General features: G+C 55.6%; 2 protein-coding genes. Both read left to right on the plus strand.

Annotated elements, in window-relative coordinates; translation table 11 throughout:
• Positions 1-16673, plus strand: a 16673-nt coding sequence (locus A372_RS32980) for a non-ribosomal peptide synthetase (RefSeq protein WP_019419142.1), incomplete at its 5' end; no start/stop codon positions are given.
• Positions 16674-16787: 114 nt separating this feature from the next.
• The coding region (locus tag A372_RS0101860; protein ID WP_026010840.1) for a non-ribosomal peptide synthetase at positions 16788-17842 on the plus strand (1055 nt) is incomplete at its 3' end.

A 17842-nucleotide genomic window follows, 5' to 3' on the forward strand; every position in this document is an offset into this window, starting at 1 on the left:
AGAGGCTGTACATTTTGCATCAGCTGGAAGGGGCGGAGCAGAGCTACAACATGCCGGGGGTGATGCTCCTCGAAGGGCAGCTTGACCGGAATCGGTTCGAGGAGGCGTTCCGCAGCTTGATCGGGCGCCACGAAACGCTGCGCACCGGCTTTGAAATGGTGAATGGCGAACCGGTGCAGCGTATATGCCGCGAAGTGAATTTCTCGGTGGAGATGATGCAGGCGAGCGAAGGGGAAGCCGATGCCGCCATCCGTTCCTTTATTCGCCCGTTCGATCTGGAGAAGCCGCCGCTCCTCCGAGTGGGGCTGATCGAGTTAAGCCAGGATCGGCATATTCTGATGTACGACATGCATCACATCATATCCGACGGCGTGTCGATGGAAATTGTGGTGGAGGAGTTCGTCCGCTTGTACGGCGGCGAGAAACTGCCGCCGCTGCGCATTCAGTATAAGGATTATGCCGCGTGGCAGCAGTCCGAGCCGCAGCAGGAGCTCATGAAGCAGCAGGAGAGTTATTGGTTGCAGGCGTTTGGCGGAGAGCTTCCGGTGCTGGAAATGCCGGCGGATTATGCGCGTCCTTCCGTCCAGAGCTACGAAGGGGATACCTTCGAATTCGCGATCGATCCTGGGCTAAGCGAAGCGCTGCGCCGGATTGCGGCAGAGAGCGGAACGACATTGTACATGGTGCTGCTTGCTGCCTATACGATTCTGCTTCAGAAGTATACAGGCCAGGAAGACATTATCGTGGGAACGCCGAATGCGGGCAGAACGCACGGTGATTTGCAGCCGCTTATCGGCATGTTCGTCAATACGCTGGCGATCCGCAATTATCCGGCAGGCTCGAAGACGTTCCTGGAATATTTGGAGCAGGTCAAAGAAACGAGCTTGGGCGCCTTCGAGAATCAGGATTACCCGTTCGAAGAACTGGTGGAAAAGCTGCAGGTAGCGCGAGATTTGAGCCGCAATCCGCTGTTCGATACGATGTTTTCTTTGCACAATATGGACAGCAAGGATCTGGAGCTCGCAGAGCTTCGCTTGAAGCCGTACCCAGCTGAATACAAGGTGGCAAAATTCGACCTGAGCCTGGACGTGGCGGAAGGCGCGGAAGGGATGGCATGCAGTCTGGAATACGCCACGGCGCTATACAGACGGGAATCGATTGAAAGAATGGCGAAGCACTTCGGCCAGCTGCTTGAGGCCATTACGCAAGAGCCGGAGGCGCGGCTGTCCTCGCTCGGCATGCTCACAGAGGAGGAGAAGGCTCAGATTCAGCATGTGTTCAACGATGCGGAGGCAGGGCGTTCGCAGCAGAAGACGGTGCCTGAATTGTTCGAGGAGCAGGTGGAGCGCACGCCGGATCGGATTGCGGTCGTGCATGAGGACAAGCAGTTGACGTACCGGGAGCTGAACGAACGGGCGAACCGGCTGGCGCGCACGCTGCGGGCCGAGGACGTAAAGCCCGAACAGTTGGTCGGCATCATGGCCGATCGCTCGCTGGACATGATCGTGGGCATTATGGCCATCTTGAAATCCGGCGGCGCCTATGTGCCAATCGATCCGAAATATCCGGAGGATCGGATTCACTATATGCTGGACGATTCGAACGCGCAAGTGCTGCTGGCCCAGCGTCATCTGCAAGCGCGGGCCGCATTCTCCGGCAGAAGGATTACGCTGGATGAGGAAGCGTTCTACGACGAGGACGGCTCCAACCTGGAACGGGTGAATCAGCCGGAGCACCTGAGCTATGTCATCTATACCTCGGGAACGACGGGCAAGCCGAAAGGGGTCATGATCGAGCACAGACAGATGGCAGTCTTGTCGGCCGCGTGGGAAAGCGAATACGGCTTGCGGGAAGAGAGCATGCGCTGGATGCAGTGGGCGAGCTTTTCATTCGATGTCTTCTCGGGAGACCTGATCCGCGCGCTGCTGCATGGGGGTGAACTCATTTTATGTCCGGAAGAGTCCAGGGCGAACCCGGCCGAAATCTACGAGCTCATTCGCAAGCATCGGATTCAGATGTTCGATGTCACTCCGTCGCTCGCCATTCCGCTGATGGAATATGTATACGAGAACAAGCTGGACATCAGCAGTATGAAGCTGGCAGTCGTAGGGGCGGATCATTGCCCGAAGGAGGAATTCCAGAAGCTGCTGGAACGATTCGGTTCGCAAATGAGGATCGTGAACAGCTACGGGGTAACGGAGACGACCATCGATTCCTGCTACTTCGAGCAGGCGAGCACGGAAGGGCTGCGAACGGTGCCAATCGGCAAACCTCTGCCGGGTGTGACGATGTACATTCTGGATGATCACCATTCTTTGCTGCCGGTCGGGATAACGGGCGAGCTCTATATTGGCGGACCTTGCGTGGGCCGGGGCTATTGGAAGCGGCCGGACCTGACGGCGGAGAAATTCGTCGACAATCCGTTCGCTCCGGGCGAGCGAATGTACCGGACAGGCGACTTGGCCCGGTGGCTGCCGGACGGCAACGTCGAATATTTGGGGCGGATCGATCATCAAGTGAAGATCCGGGGCTACCGGATCGAGATTGGCGAAGTGGAGTCCCAACTGCTGAAAACGCCGTTCATCCGTGAAGCGGTCGTCGTCGCGCGGGAAGACGCCGGCGGACAGAAGTCATTGTGCGCATACTTCGTCGCCGAACGCGAGCTGACAGTGAGCGAGCTGCGGGGAGCATTGGCCGCAGAACTGCCGGGTTACATGATTCCATCGTACTTCGTCCAGTTGAAGCAGCTGCCGTTGACGCCGAACGGAAAAATCGACCGTAAAGCGCTGCCGGCTCCGGAAGGAAGCGCGCATACCGGAACTGACTATGTCGCGCCGCGAACCGAGGCGGAGAAGACTCTGGCAGCCGTGTGGCAGGCTGTATTAGGCGCAGAGCGTGTTGGATTGATGGATCATTTCTTCGAGCTTGGAGGCGACTCCATCAAATCGATTCAAGTGTCTTCCCGGCTGCATCAAGCCGGCTACAAGCTGGAAATCCGGGATTTATTCAAATATCCGACCATCGCGGAGCTCAGTCCGCATATCCAGCCGGTTGGCAGAATGGCAGACCAAGGCGAAGTAAGCGGTACGGTACCGCTGACTCCGATTCAACGCTGGTATTTCGGGCAGCAGTTCGCCGATCCGCATCACTATAACCAATCGGTCATGCTGCACCGGAAAGAGGGCTTCGACACAGCCGCGATCCGCAAGGCGCTGCAGAAGCTTGTGGAGCATCATGATGGGCTGCGGATGGTGTTCCGCAAGACGGAGGAAGGATATACGGCGTGGAATCGTGGAATCGGAGAAGGCGAGCTCTATCGTCTGTACGTGGCGGACTTTACGGGGGTTGCGGCGTGTGAACGGATGATTGAAGCCGCAGCGAACGAGATACAAAGCGGCATCGATTTGCAGGCTGGTCCATTGGTGAGAGCCGGGTTGTTCCACGGCGCGGACGGGGATCATTTGCTCATCGTCATCCATCATGCCGTCGTTGACGGCGTCTCTTGGCGCATCTTGCTCGAAGACTTCGCCGCAAGCTATGAACAAGCGCTGAAGGGCCAAGCACTGCGCTTGCCTTTCAAGACCGATTCCTATCGTACATGGTCCGATCAGCTCGTTGAATACGCGCGCAGTCCGGTCATGCAGCGCGAACGGGCGTATTGGCAGCGTATCGCGCAGACGGCAGCGAAGCCTCTGCCTAGGGATTATGAAGCGGAATGCTCTTTGCAGCAGGATAGTGAATCCGTCACCGTCCAGTGGAGCCAAGAGGCTACCGAACAGCTATTGAAGCATGTCCATCGGGCGTATAACACGGAAATGAACGACATTCTGCTGACGGCGTTGGGAATGGCCGTGCAAAAATGGTGTGGCCGCGACAGAGTGCTGGTTACGCTGGAAGGGCACGGCCGGGAATCCATCATGACGGACATCGACATCACACGCACCGTCGGTTGGTTTACGAGCGAGTATCCGGTGTTGCTCGAGATGGAGCCGGACAAAAGCTTATCCTCCCGCATCAAGAAGATGAAGGAGGACCTGCGCCAAATTCCGAACAAAGGCATCGGCTATGGCATCGGCCGATATATGTCCGAGCTGCACGATGAAGCCGTCTGGGGAGGAGCAGAACCGGATATCAGCTTCAATTACTTGGGACAGTTCGATCAGGATATGAAGAACAATGAGATGGAAGTATCTCCATATTCAAGCGGTATGGAAGTGAGCCGTCAACAAGCCCGCACCCATGCGCTGGATATCAACGGAATGGTGGCAGACGGGTCACTGGCGCTGGAACTGAGTTACAGCAGGAAGGAATACCGCAAGGAGACAATCGAGGCATTGTCCATATATCTGCAGGAGAGCCTGCAGGAGATTATACTCCATTGCACTGCGAAAGAACGGCCGGAGGTCACGCCGAGCGACATCTTGCTGCAAGGATTGAGCGTAGAGGAACTGGAGCAAATAGCGAAGCAGACGCAGCGCATCGGAGACATCGAGAATATGTATACCTTGACGCCGATGCAGAAGGGGATGTGGTTCCACAGCGCCATGGATCAGCATGCGGGCGCTTATTTTGAACAAACGCGGTTTACCCTCCAGGGCGCGCTCGACGTAGAGGTCTTTGCCAAAAGCCTGGATGCATTGGCCAAGCAACATGCCGTGCTGCGGACGAACTTCTATAACGGCTGGAACGGCGAACTGCTGCAAATTGTATTTAGAGACAAGCGGCTTGGATTCGCTTATGAAGATTTGTGCGCTTTGCCGGAAGCCGAGCGAGAGACGCATGTCGAGACTTTGACGCAAGAGGACCGTATGCGGGGATTTGATTTGGAACAGGATGCGCTCATGCGCGTATCGGTGGTGCGCATGGCGGAAGAAAGCTATCAGGTGCTGTGGAGCTCCCATCATATTCTGATGGATGGCTGGTGCTTGCCGCAGCTTACACAGGAATGGTTCGACACATATTCCGCCTATGTGCAGCATCAGCATCTCGAGCGGACAACGGCACCTGCGTACAGTCAATATATCGAGTGGTTGGAACAACAGGATGACCAAGCGGCATCGGCGTATTGGGCGAATTATTTGGCTGGTTATGACCAACAAACGGTACTGCCGCAAGCGAAGGGGCAAGGTCGCAGCGATGAGTACGCCGCGGAGCGCATCTTGTGCGAATTGGGCAAGGCCTTGACCGGGCGGATGAGCCATGTAGCCAAGCAGCACCAGGTGACGCTGAATACGTTAATGCAGGCGGCATGGGCCATCCTTTTGCAGAAATACAATGGCACAGACGATGTGGTGTTCGGCGGGGTCGTATCGGGCAGACCGGCGGAAATTCCAGGGATTGAAGCGATGATCGGACTGTTCATCAACACGATTCCGGTTCGCGTCACCTGCGAAGCGGAGACGAGCTTTGCCGAGTTGATGGGACGGCTGCAGGAGCAGGCATTGGAATCCGGACGATACGATTATTATCCGCTGTATGAGATTCAAGCGCAGTGCGAGCAGAAGCAGGATCTAATTTCCCATCTCATGGTATTCGAGAACTACCCGATGGAAGAACAGATGGAGCAAGCCGGAAGCGATGATCGGGGCAAGCTGACGATTACCGACGTCGAGGTGGCGGAACAAACGAACTATGATTTCAACCTGGTCGTCGTGCCAGGTGACGAAATTGTGATTCGCCTGGAGTATAACGCGAACGTGTTCGATCGGGAGAGCATAGAGCAGCTGCAGGGTCATCTCGTGCATGTGCTTGAGCAGATTACGGCCAACCCGCATATGGCCGTGGGCGAGCTGGAACTGGCGACCGCCGGGGAGAAAACGCAGCTGATGCTCGCGTTCAACGATACGGCAGCGGAGTATCCGCGGGAGAAGACGATCCATCAGATGTTCGAAGAACAGGCCGAACGAACCCCGGATGCGGCGGCGGTCCTGTTCGAGCAGGAACAGCTGACGTACCGGGAACTGAACGAGCGCGCGAACCGCTTGGCCCGGACGCTGCGAGCATTAGGAGTACAGCCGGATCAGTTGGTCGGCATCATGGCCGAGCGTTCGCTGGAGATGATGGTTGGCATCATGGCGATTTTGAAGGCTGGCGGGGCGTACGTGCCGATCGCTGCGGATTCTCCAGAAGAGCGCATCCGCTACCTGCTGGAGGATTCGGGAGCGCAGGTGCTCTTGCTCCAGGGCCGTGCGGGAGAAGAAGTGTCCTTTGCAGGCCGCATCGTTAATCTGGATGACGCAAATTCCTATGCCGGCGACGGTTCGAATCCGGAACGGGTCAACCAGGCCAGCGATGCCGCTTATGTCATCTATACGTCGGGGACGACGGGCAGACCGAAAGGCGTTCTGGTGGAGCACGGTTCAGTCATCAACCGCTTGCTGTGGATGCAGAAACGATATCCAATCGGTCCGAGCGATACGATTATGCAGAAGACGGCGATTACGTTTGACGTCTCCGTCTGGGAGCTATTCTGGTGGGCTTTCGTCGGTTCCAAAGTGTGCCTGCTGCCGGTCGGCGGGGAGAAGAACCCGGCCGTCATTCTGGATACGATCGAGCGGCAGCATATCAGCACGATGCATTTTGTGCCGTCCATGCTGCATGCCTTCCTTGAATATGTCGAGGAGCAGCCGGTCGCGGAACGGGAGCGCAGCTTGGCTTCATTGCGGCGGGTGTTCGCGAGTGGGGAGGCACTAACTGCTTCGCAGGCAGAAAGATTCGAACGATGCATCGCGCCGGTGAATGGAGCGCGGCTTATCAACCTGTATGGGCCGACGGAAGCGACCGTGGATGTGACGTACTTTGATTGCCAGGCAGGACAGCCATATACGAGCGTGCCGATCGGACGACCGATTGACAATACGCAAATCTATATCGTGAACCGGCAGAATCAACTGCAGCCTATCGGCGTAGCCGGGGAATTATGCATCGCGGGCGCAGGCTTGGCTCGAGGCTACTGGGAGCGGCCGGAGCTAACGGCGGAGAAATTCGTGGAAATTCCATTCAAGCCTAGTGAGCGGATGTACCGGACGGGCGACTTGGCCCGCTGGCTGCCGGATGGCAACATCGAATATTTAGGCCGGCTTGACCACCAAGTGAAAATTCGGGGGTATCGAATCGAGCTTGGCGAAATCGAGGCCCAACTGCTGCAAGCCGCAGCCATCCGGGAAACGGTTGTCGTCGCGCGGGAGGATGAGAGCGGACAGAAAGCATTGTGTGCCTACTTCGCCGCAGACAGCGAGCTGACGGTAAGCGAGCTGAGATCAGCGCTGGCCGCACAATTGCCGGACTACATGATTCCGTCATACTTCGTGCAGCTTGAGCGATTGCCGTTGTCGGCGAACGGGAAAATCGACCGCAAGGCGCTGCCGAGCCCAGAAGGAAGCTTGTACACCGGAACAGAGTACGTCGCCCCGCGGACCGAGGCGGAAAAGACGATCGCAGTCGTGTGGCAGGCGGTGCTGGGCATCGAGCGGGTCGGAGTAACGGATCATTTCTTCGAGCTTGGCGGCGATTCCATCAAATCCATTCAAGTGGCTTCCCGGCTGCAGCAGGCCGGCTATAAGCTTGAAATCCGGGAGCTGTTCAAGTACCCGACCATCGCGCAGTTAAGTCTGCAGGTCCGGCCGGTTGCCAGAATGGCCGATCAAGGAGAAGTGGCAGGGGAGATGCCTCTGACACCAATCTTAAGCTGGTTCATGGAACAGGAATTCGCGAATCCGCATCACTTTAACCAATCGATTATGCTGCACCGGCAGGAAGGGTTCGACGAAGTGGCGATTCGAAAAACGCTGCATAATATCGTCGAGCACCACGACGCGCTGCGAATGGTATTCCGCAAGACAGAACATGGCGGGTATAAGGCGTGGAACCGGGGAATCAGCGAAGGCGATCTCTACAGTTTGGACGTGGCGGACTTCAAAGAAGATCCGGAGTGCGGCCGTTCGATCGAAGCCAAGGCGAATGAGATTCAGAGCGGCATCGATCTGCAGACGGGTCCATTGGTGAAAGCGGGATTGTTCCACTGTGCAGACGGGGATCATCTATTGATCGTCATCCATCATACCGTCATAGACGGCATCTCTTGGCGGATCTTGCTTGAAGACATTGCAGATGGGTACGAGCAAGCGTTGAAAGGACAAGAGATTCGTCTTCCGGTCAAAACCGATAGCTACCGCATCTGGTCGGAGCAACTCGCAACGTACGCACATAGTTCTGACTTGGAGAATGAACGGGCATACTGGCAGCGCATCGCGCAGACGGACACGGAGCCTCTGCCCAAGGACTGGGAAGCGGCCTGCTCCTTGCAGCGCGAAAGCGAGTCCGTGAACGTCCAATGGAGCAGGGAGGATACGGAGCGGCTGTTGAAGCATGTTCACCGGGCATACAATACGGAGATGAACGATATTTTGCTGGCGGCATTGGGAATGGCCGTGCACAAATGGTGCGGTCGCGATCGAGTGCTGGTCACGCTGGAAGGCCACGGCCGGGAATCCATCTTGACGGATATCGACATTACGCGTACCGTGGGATGGTTTACAAGCGAATATCCAGTTTTGATTGAAGCGGAGCCGGACAAGACATTGTCTTATCGGATCAAACAGGTGAAGGAGAATTTGCGCCGCATTCCGAACAAGGGCATCGGGTATGGCATCTGCCGATATTTATCGTCTGCGCAAGAACCTGCATGGACGGAAGCGTTCACGCCTGAACTTCGCTTCAACTATTTGGGACAGTTCGATCAGGATCTGCAAGGCAACGAGTTGGAATTATCATCTTATTCAAGCGGTTCGGATATGAGTGACGAACAGGTGCGCAATTACAGTTTGGATATTAGCGGAATGATCGTGGATGGCTTGCTATCGCTGGACGTGAGTTACAGCGGCAAGGAATACCGCAAGGAAACCATCGAAGAGTTGGCCGGATGTTTGCTGGTGAGCCTGCAGGAGATCATTGACCATTGCGCAGCAAAGGAACGTCCTGAATTAACGCCGAGCGATGTTTTGCTGCAAGGATTGAGCGTGGAGGAGCTTGATCAGATCGCGGAACAAACGCGGCGCAACGGAGAAATCGAAAATATTTATACGCTGACGCCAATGCAGAAAGGCATGTGGTTCCACAGCGCGATGGACCGGCAGTCGGGGGCGTATCATGAACAGACACGATTTACGATAGAAGGAGAGCTCGATACAGATGTCTTCGTCAAGAGCCTGGACGCATTGGCGAACAATCACGCCGTGCTGCGAACGAACTTCCTGAGCGGCTGGAATGGCGAACCGCTGCAAGTCGTGTTCCGCGATAAGCGAATTGGATTCGCTTATGCAGATTTGCGGGAGCTGCAAGAAGCGGATCGGAACAGATGCATCGAAAAATCGGCAGCTGAGGATCATGCTCGCGGATTCGATCTGGAGCAGGATGCGCTGATGCGCGTAATGGTCATGCGTACGGGAGAATCAAGTTATCAGGTGATCTGGAGTTCGCATCATATTTTGATGGACGGCTGGTGCTTGCCTCAGCTTGCCAAAGAGCTGTTTGACACGTACTCCGTCTACTTGCAGCAGCACCACCCCGAGCAGGCAACATCGGTGCCGGCGTACAGTCAATATATCGAATGGCTGGAGCAGCAAGATGAAGCAGCGGCCTCCGCATATTGGAGCGAATATCTGGCTGGATATGATCAGCAAGCGGCATTGCCGCAACAGACGGCGCAAGGCCGGGGCGAAGAATACGTTGCCGAGAAGCTGACCTGCGAATTAGGCAAAACCTTGAGCGGACGCATGAGCAGGGTGGCCAGACAGCATCAGGTCACCTTGAATACGCTGCTGCAAGCGGCATGGGGCATCATCCTGCAGAAATACAACGGAACCCGCGACACAGTGTTCGGCAGCGTCGTATCCGGAAGGCCGGCGGAGATTCCGGGAATCGAAGCGATGATTGGGTTATTTATCAACACGATACCGGTCCGGGTCAGCTGCGAGGCGAAGACGAGCTTCGCGGAAGTGATGGGGCGGCTGCAAGAGCAGGCGTTAGAATCTGGCAAGTACGACTATTATCCGTTGTATGAAATTCAGGCCCGCTGCTCGCAAAAGCAAGATTTAATATCGCAGATTATGGTGTTCGAGAACTACCCGATGGATGAACAGATGGAGCAAGCAGGCAACGACGATCAGGGAATGCTGGCGATAACGAACGTCGAAGTGGCCGAGCAAACGAACTATGATTTCAACTTCATCGTCGTGCCAGGAGAAGAGATTGTCATCAACTTCGATTACAATGCGCGCGTTTTTGATCGGACGAGCATGGAGCGGTTGCAAGGTCATCTGGTGAATGTTCTGGAACAAATCGCGGCCAACCCGCAAGTGACCGTAGGGGAACTTAAGCTGGCGACCGAGGCGGAGCAAGCGGAGATTACAAGCATATTCAATAATGCGCGAACGGAATATCCGCGGGATAAGACGATTCACCGCTTATTCGAGGAGCAGGCGGAACGAACCCCTGATGCGATTGCCGTCATGTATGAGAACAGTCAGTTGACATACCGAGAATTGAACGAACGGGCGAACCGGTTGGCTAGGACGCTGAGAGCCGATGGTGCAGGGGCTGACCGTTTGGTGGGTCTGATGGTTGAACGTTCCCTAGACATGATGGTGGGGATAATAGCGATTTTGAAGTCTGGAGGGGCATACGTGCCAATCGACCCGGAATATCCGGAAGAGCGAATCCGTTACATGCTCGAGGACTCCGGGACGCAAATCATCGTAACGCAGCGTCATCTGCAAGAGCGAATTCCGGGGGCAGGCACACGCGTCATCTTAGATGATGAGCACTCTTATAGCAGCGACAGCACGAATCTGGATCTGAACAACGGTCCTGCCGACTTGGCATATGTCATATACACGTCGGGCACGACGGGCAAACCGAAAGGGAATTTGACGATGCACCGCAATATCGTGCGGGTCGTTCAAGGCGCTGACTATATCGACATTGGAGAGCAGGACAATGTGCTGCAGCTATCCAGCTATGCCTTCGACGGCTCAACATTCGATATGTACGGAGCTTTGCTGAACGGAGCCAGACTCGTTCTTATTCCGCAAGAGACCTTGTTGGATGTAGAACGGCTCGCAGAGCTAATCGAACGCGAGCGCATCTCCGTCATGTTCATTACAACCGCGTTCTTCAATGTGCTCGTTGATGTGAAGGCTGACTGCCTGCGCCATATTCGCGCCATTTTGTTCGGCGGAGAGCGCGTTTCCGTCAGCCATGTCCGCAAAGCGCTGCGTCATTTGGGACCAGGCAAAATCAAGCATGTTTACGGTCCGACGGAGAGTACGGTTTTTGCCACTTGTCACGACGTGAATGAAGTGGCGGCGGATGCCCTCAATGTTCCGATTGGACGCCCGATCAGCAACACAACGATTTACATCGTCAACGAAGAGAACGGCTTGCAGCCGATTGGGGTGGCCGGAGAATTGTGCGTAGCCGGAGACGGGCTCGCGCGGGGCTACTTGAACCGTCCGGAGTTGACGGCGGAGAAGTTCGTGGACAACCCGTTCGTTCCAGGAGAGCGGATGTACCGGACAGGTGACTTGGCAAGATGGCTGCCGGATGGAAGCATCGAATATGTAGGCAGGATCGACCATCAGGTTAAAATACGCGGCTATCGCATTGAATTAGGCGAAGTGGAGGCGCATCTGCTGAAAGTCCAGCCTGTTCAGGAAGGGACCGTTGTCGCCCGGGAAACCGGAAGCGGCGAGAAGCAGCTGTGCGCATACTTTGTGGCGGAAAGCACGCTATCGGCTAGTGAGCTGCGCGGCGCTATGGCGCAACAATTGCCGGGATACATGATCCCGTCCTATTTTGTCCAGCTGGAGCGGATGCCGCTGACGCCGAACGGCAAGGTTGACCAGAAAGCGCTGCCTGCGCCGGAAGAGCATGTGCAGACAGGAACGGAATATATTGCGCCCCGCACGCCTCAGGAGGAGCAGTTGGCCCGAATCTGGCAAGAGGTGCTCGGACTGGAGAAGGTCGGCGTAAATGACAACTTCTTCGAGCTCGGCGGACACTCCTTGCGCGCCACTACGATGGCAAGCAAGCTGCATAAGGAGCTGAGCATTGAGCTGCCGCTGCGGGACGTATTTAAGCACCCGACCCTCGAAGCGATGGCTGAGCGCATTGCCGGATTGGGACAGCAGATGTACACGTCCATTCCGCTGGTCGAAGAGCAAGCGCATTATCCGCTATCCTCGGCCCAGAAGAGGCTGTATATTTTGCATCAGCTGGAAGGAGCGGAGCTTAGCTATAACATGCCGAACATGCTGCTGCTGGAGGGGGCGCTCGATCGGGAGCGGTTCGAAGCGGCGTTCCGCAAGCTGATTGCTCGGCACGAATCGTTCCGCACCGGCTTCGAAATGATTAACGGCGAACCGATGCAGCGGATATACGAGAATGTGGACTTTGCGGTGGAGTATATGCAAGCAAGCGACAAAGAAGCCGAAGCAAGGCTGCGTCAATTCGTGCGCGCGTTCAAGCTTGAGGAGCCGCCGCTCCTGCGGGTAGGATTGATCGAATTGGCTCAGGAACGCCATATTCTGATGTTCGATATGCATCATATCGTTTCCGACGGCACGTCGATGGGAATTCTCATCAACGAATTCGTCCGCTTGTACGGCGGAGAAGAACTGCAGCCGCTGCGCATTCAGTACAAGGATTTTGCCGCATGGCAGCAATCCGACGCGCGGCAAGAGCAGATGAAGCAACAGGAAGCTTATTGGCTGCAGGCGCTTGGCGGAGAGCTGCCGGTGCTGGAAATGCCAACGGACCATGTACGGCCTGCTGTTCAGAGCTTCCGGGGAGATATACTGCAATTCGTTATCGGCCGGGACCAATGCGCAGCATTGCGGCATATCGGTTCGGAGAACGGCGCAACGTTGTATATGGTGCTATTGGCAGCCTATACCGCTCTGCTGCACAAATATACGGGACAGGAAGACATCATCGTAGGTACGCCGATCGCAGGCAGAAACCATGGAGATGTGCAGCCGCTCATCGGGATGTTCGTCAACACGCTGGCCATCCGCAATTATCCGATGGGCGAGAAGACATTCCATTCCTACTTGGAGGAAGTAAAAGACACGACCTTGGGCGCTTATGAAAACCAGAACTATCCGTTCGAGGATCTGGTGGAGAACGTGCAGGTCGCGCGGGATATGAGCCGGAATCCGATTTTTGACACGATGTTTATTTTACAAAATGCGGAGCAGGGCGAGATGAATATCAACGGGCTGCATATCGCGAACTATCAGAGCGAGCATACCGTGTCGAAGTTTGACTTGACGTTCCAGGCCGAGGAAGCGGAAGAGGAGATTGTGTGTAGCATCGAATATGCTACCGAGCTATACGAGCTCGAGACGGTGGAACGGATGGCGGGCCACTTTACGCAGCTCATCGATGCCGTGGTCGGAAATCCGCATGCAAGGCTGGCATCGCTGCAGATGGTGACTGCCGAGGAGCAGGATCAGATACAAAATATTTTCAACGCGACTGACATGGGCTATCCGCGCGAGAAGACTATCCATCAGATGTTCGAGGAGCAGGCGGAGCGTACGCCGGATGCGCCGGCCGTCTCCTTTGGGGACGAGATGCTGACGTACCGGGAGTTGAACCGGAAGGCGAATCAGCTGGCTTGGGTGCTGAGGGACAGAGGGGTCGCATCAGAGCGGCCCGTGGGAATCATGGTCGAGCGTTCGATCGCCATGGTCGTCGGCGTATTGGCTGTGCTCAAGGCGGGCGGAACGTTCGTCCCGATCGATCCGGAATATCCGGAGACGCGGATCCGTTACATGCTGGAGGATAGCGGCGCCAAGCTGGCGTTGACCGAGCTGGCCTGGTTCGAGGTGATTCCTCCCGAGGTGGAGAAGGTAGATATTCACGATGCATCGCTCTATCAAGGGCATGACGAGAACGTGCCGAATGAGAGCGAACCGTCGAACTTGCTCTATATCATCTACACGTCCGGCACGACGGGCAATCCGAAGGGCGTCATGCTGGAGCAGCGCAATTTAATCAATTTGCTGCATTATGAGCAGGTCGGAACGAGCATTCCGCTTCCGTCCCGCATATTGCAGTATGCGTCGAACAGCTTCGATGTGTGCTACCAGGAGATGTTCTCCGCGCTGTTGTTCGGGGGCTGCCTGTTCTTGATTCCGAACGAGGCGCGTAAAGATCCGGCGCAATTGTTCACCTGGATTCAGGACAACGGGATCGAGGTGCTGTATCTCCCGGTCGCGTTCCTGAAATTCATCTTTGCCGAGCCGGAATGGGCGGAACGCTTCCCGGACTGTGTCACGCATATTATCACTGCCGGGGAGCAGCTGGTCGTCACGCCGCAGATCCAAGCGTGCCTGCAGCGGCTTCGCATCAGCCTGCACAATCATTACGGTCCATCGGAAACGCATGTGGTTACCGCTTATACGATGGAGCCGGACGATATCGCGGTCGGCCTGCCGCCGATTGGCGCGCCGATTGCGAATACGGCCATTTACATCTTGAACGACAGGCTGGAGCTGCAGCCGATCGGCATCGCAGGCGAGCTGTACGTGTCCGGGGATTGCGTAGGTCGCGGATATTGGGGACGCCAAGAGCTGACGGACGAGAAATTCATCGCCAACCCGTTCGCGCCGGGCGACCTCATGTACAAGACGGGAGATGTGGCGCGGTGGCTGCCAGACGGCACCATCGAATATGTAGGCCGGAGCGACCATCAGGTGAAAATTCGCGGGTTCCGGATCGAGCTCGGCGAGGTGGAGTCGCAGCTCTTGAGCGTGGAATTCGTGCAGGAAGCGACCGTCATGGCCCGGGAAGATGACGGAGGACAGAAGCAATTGTGCGCGTACTTCGTGGCGGAGCGGCCGCTGTCGGCAGCGGAGCTGAGAGGGGGCTTGTCCCAGGATTTGCCGGGATACATGATTCCGTCGTACTTCGTACAGCTGGATCGGCTGCCGTTGACGCCGAACGGAAAGATCGACCGCAGAGCGCTGCCGGAGCCGGAAGGCAGCCTGCATACCGGAGCGGAGTTCGTAGCTCCGCGCACGCCGCTGGAAGCGCAGCTGGCCCGAATCTGGCAAGATGTGCTGGGTCTGCCGGACGTGAGCGTGAAGGATAATTTCTTCGATTTGGGTGGACACTCCTTGCGCGCGACGACCTTGGCAAGCAAGGTGTTCAAGGAAATGCACGTCAATCTGCCGCTGCGGGATGTATTCCGGTGCCCGACGATTGAGGAGATGGCCGGGATGATAGCCGGGATGGAGAAGCAGGAATATGCCGCGATCCCGTTGGCTGAGGAAAGTGACGTCTACCCGTTGTCATCCGCCCAGAAGCGGCTGTACATCGTGAGCCAGTTGGAAGGGGCAGATCTGAGCTACAACATGCCGGGAGTCGTGTCGCTCGAAGGAACGCTGGATCGCGAGCGCTTTGAATTGGCATTCTTGAAGCTGATTTCGCGGCATGAGACGCTGCGCACCGGCTTCGACATGGTTGACGGGGAGCCGATACAGCGCGTGCACCGCAGCGTGAAGTTTGTCGTTGAGCACCGTAAGGCGGCTACCGTGCAGGATGCTGAGCAGCTCATTCGCCGCTTCATCCGCACGTTTGATTTGCGGAAGCCGCCTCTGCTCCGTGTTGGGCTGGTGGAATTGGAACGAGAGCGTCATATTTTGATGTTCGACATGCATCACATTATTTCCGACGGTGCTTCCTTGGGGAATCTGGTCAGCGAGTTCGCACAGTTGTATGCGGGAGAGGAGCGGGCTCCGCTCCGCATTCAATACAAGGATTACGCGGTGTGGCAGCAGTCCGGAGTGCACAGCGAGCACATGAAACGTCAGGAAGCGTATTGGTTGGAGAAGCTGGCCGGGGAATTGCCGGTTGTCGAGCTGCCGACCGATTACGACCGGCCTGCCGTCCGCAGCTTCGAAGGAGCGCAGATCGAGTTCGAAGTCGACGCCGCTCTCACCCAACGTTTGAGCCAGCTTGCGTCGAATCGCGAGAGCACGCTATACATGGTTCTGTTGTCCGCATATACCGTGCTGCTCTCCAAATACAGCGGACAGGAAGACATCATCGTGGGAACTCCTGTCGCGGGAAGAGCGCATGCGGATTTGGAGCCGCTCATCGGGATGTTTGTCAACACATTGGCCATTCGCAATCATCCGGCAGGAGACAAGACCTTCCTGTCCTTACTGGAGGAAGTGAAGGAAACGGCCTTGGGCGCCTTCGAGCATCAAGATTATCCGTTTGAGGAACTGGTAGAACGCCTGAATGTGCAATGGGACGCAAACCGGAATCCGGTGTTCGACACGATGTTTGTCATGCAAAATACAGAGGACCATGAGGTGCGATTGGAAGCTCTAACCTTGTCTCCTTATGTGCTTGACAATCCGATCGATGCGAAATTCGATCTCACGCTGTTCGTTTCCGAAGACAATGATGTAATTAAGGGAGGCTTCCAATACGGCACCAAGTTGTTCAAGGCTGCCATGATTCATAAGATCATGAGAGACTTCCTGCTTGTGCTGGCTCAAATCGTCGAAGACCCCCACATTCGGTTACGCGATATCAAGTGCAATGAGCAATCCGTTAACAATCAGCGCTCTATTGAAACGATAGAGTTCGCATTCTAGACGATTTCAGACGGACCTAACAAGCACATGGAACCAGGAGTGTGTGTTCGCTCTAAATCGAGCCGCACACTCCCGGTCTTTTCAATAAAACAGTAGGATAGGGGATGTTTACGAATGAAGTCGGTGTTTGATAAGGAAGAGGCTTATTGGAACGAGAAATTTGATTCCGAAGACAGTATAAGCGTTCTGCCATATAGCAATTCCTCCAATAACAATATGGGGCGCGTAAACACCATGGGCGTCATCAATCGCACACTTCCGCCTGAGTTGTCACAGAGAATCATCACCCTGGCGAACGGATCGGATATGGCCGTGTACATGATCGTATTGGCAGGAGTGACAAGCTTGCTCTATAAATATACCAACCGCGAAAATGTGTTGGTAGGTATGCCTGCATATACGGCGTTACATGGGGAGCATCCGCCTATCCATGATTTTCTGGTGATTAAAAATAATGTGAACAGTAAAAGCACGTTCAAATCGTTGTTAGGGCAAATCAAAGCGTCAGTCAGTGAGGCGCTTGAGCATCAGCACCTTCCTTTCCGTAAAATGTTTCGGCAATTGAATTTGCAAGTGGATCCCCAAGGATTGCCTATCGTGAATACACTCGTTTCCTATACAAACATACATACTGCTTCATTGGAACAAAGCGCAGCCGCAGAAGCCGCATTTCAATTTGAATTCGTAAATGACCGCATTCAATTACGCATGAGCTTTGATGATAATCGATACCGTTCGGACTATGTCGAATCAATGCTCGCTCATTTCTTCCGCCTGCTGTCGGTCGTATTGTTTCAACCGGAGCTAGAAATCGGAAAAGTGGAGCTGCTGTCCGAGCATGAGCAGCATCATCTGCTTGCCATTCTGAACGATACGCGAACGGAATATCCGCGTCAGAAGACACTCCACCAGCTGTTCGAGGAGCAGGCGGAACGAATGCCAGATGCGCTGGCGGCGCTATTCGAGGACAAACGGTTGACCTATGCGGAGCTGAATGCTGCTGCCAATCGCATTGCCCGTCTCCTGCGGGATCGAGGTGTAGTACGAGGCACATTGGTTGGCATTTGCGCAGAGAGATCCCTAGAGATGGTGATTGGACTGCTGGGAATCCTCAAAGCTGGCGGGGCATACGTTCCGATCGATCCTTCCTATCCGCAAGAACGGATTAA

Origin of the sequence: Paenibacillus sp. OSY-SE, from assembly GCF_000283315.1 — a bacterium.
Classification (GTDB): domain Bacteria; phylum Bacillota; class Bacilli; order Paenibacillales; family Paenibacillaceae; genus Paenibacillus_B; species Paenibacillus_B profundus.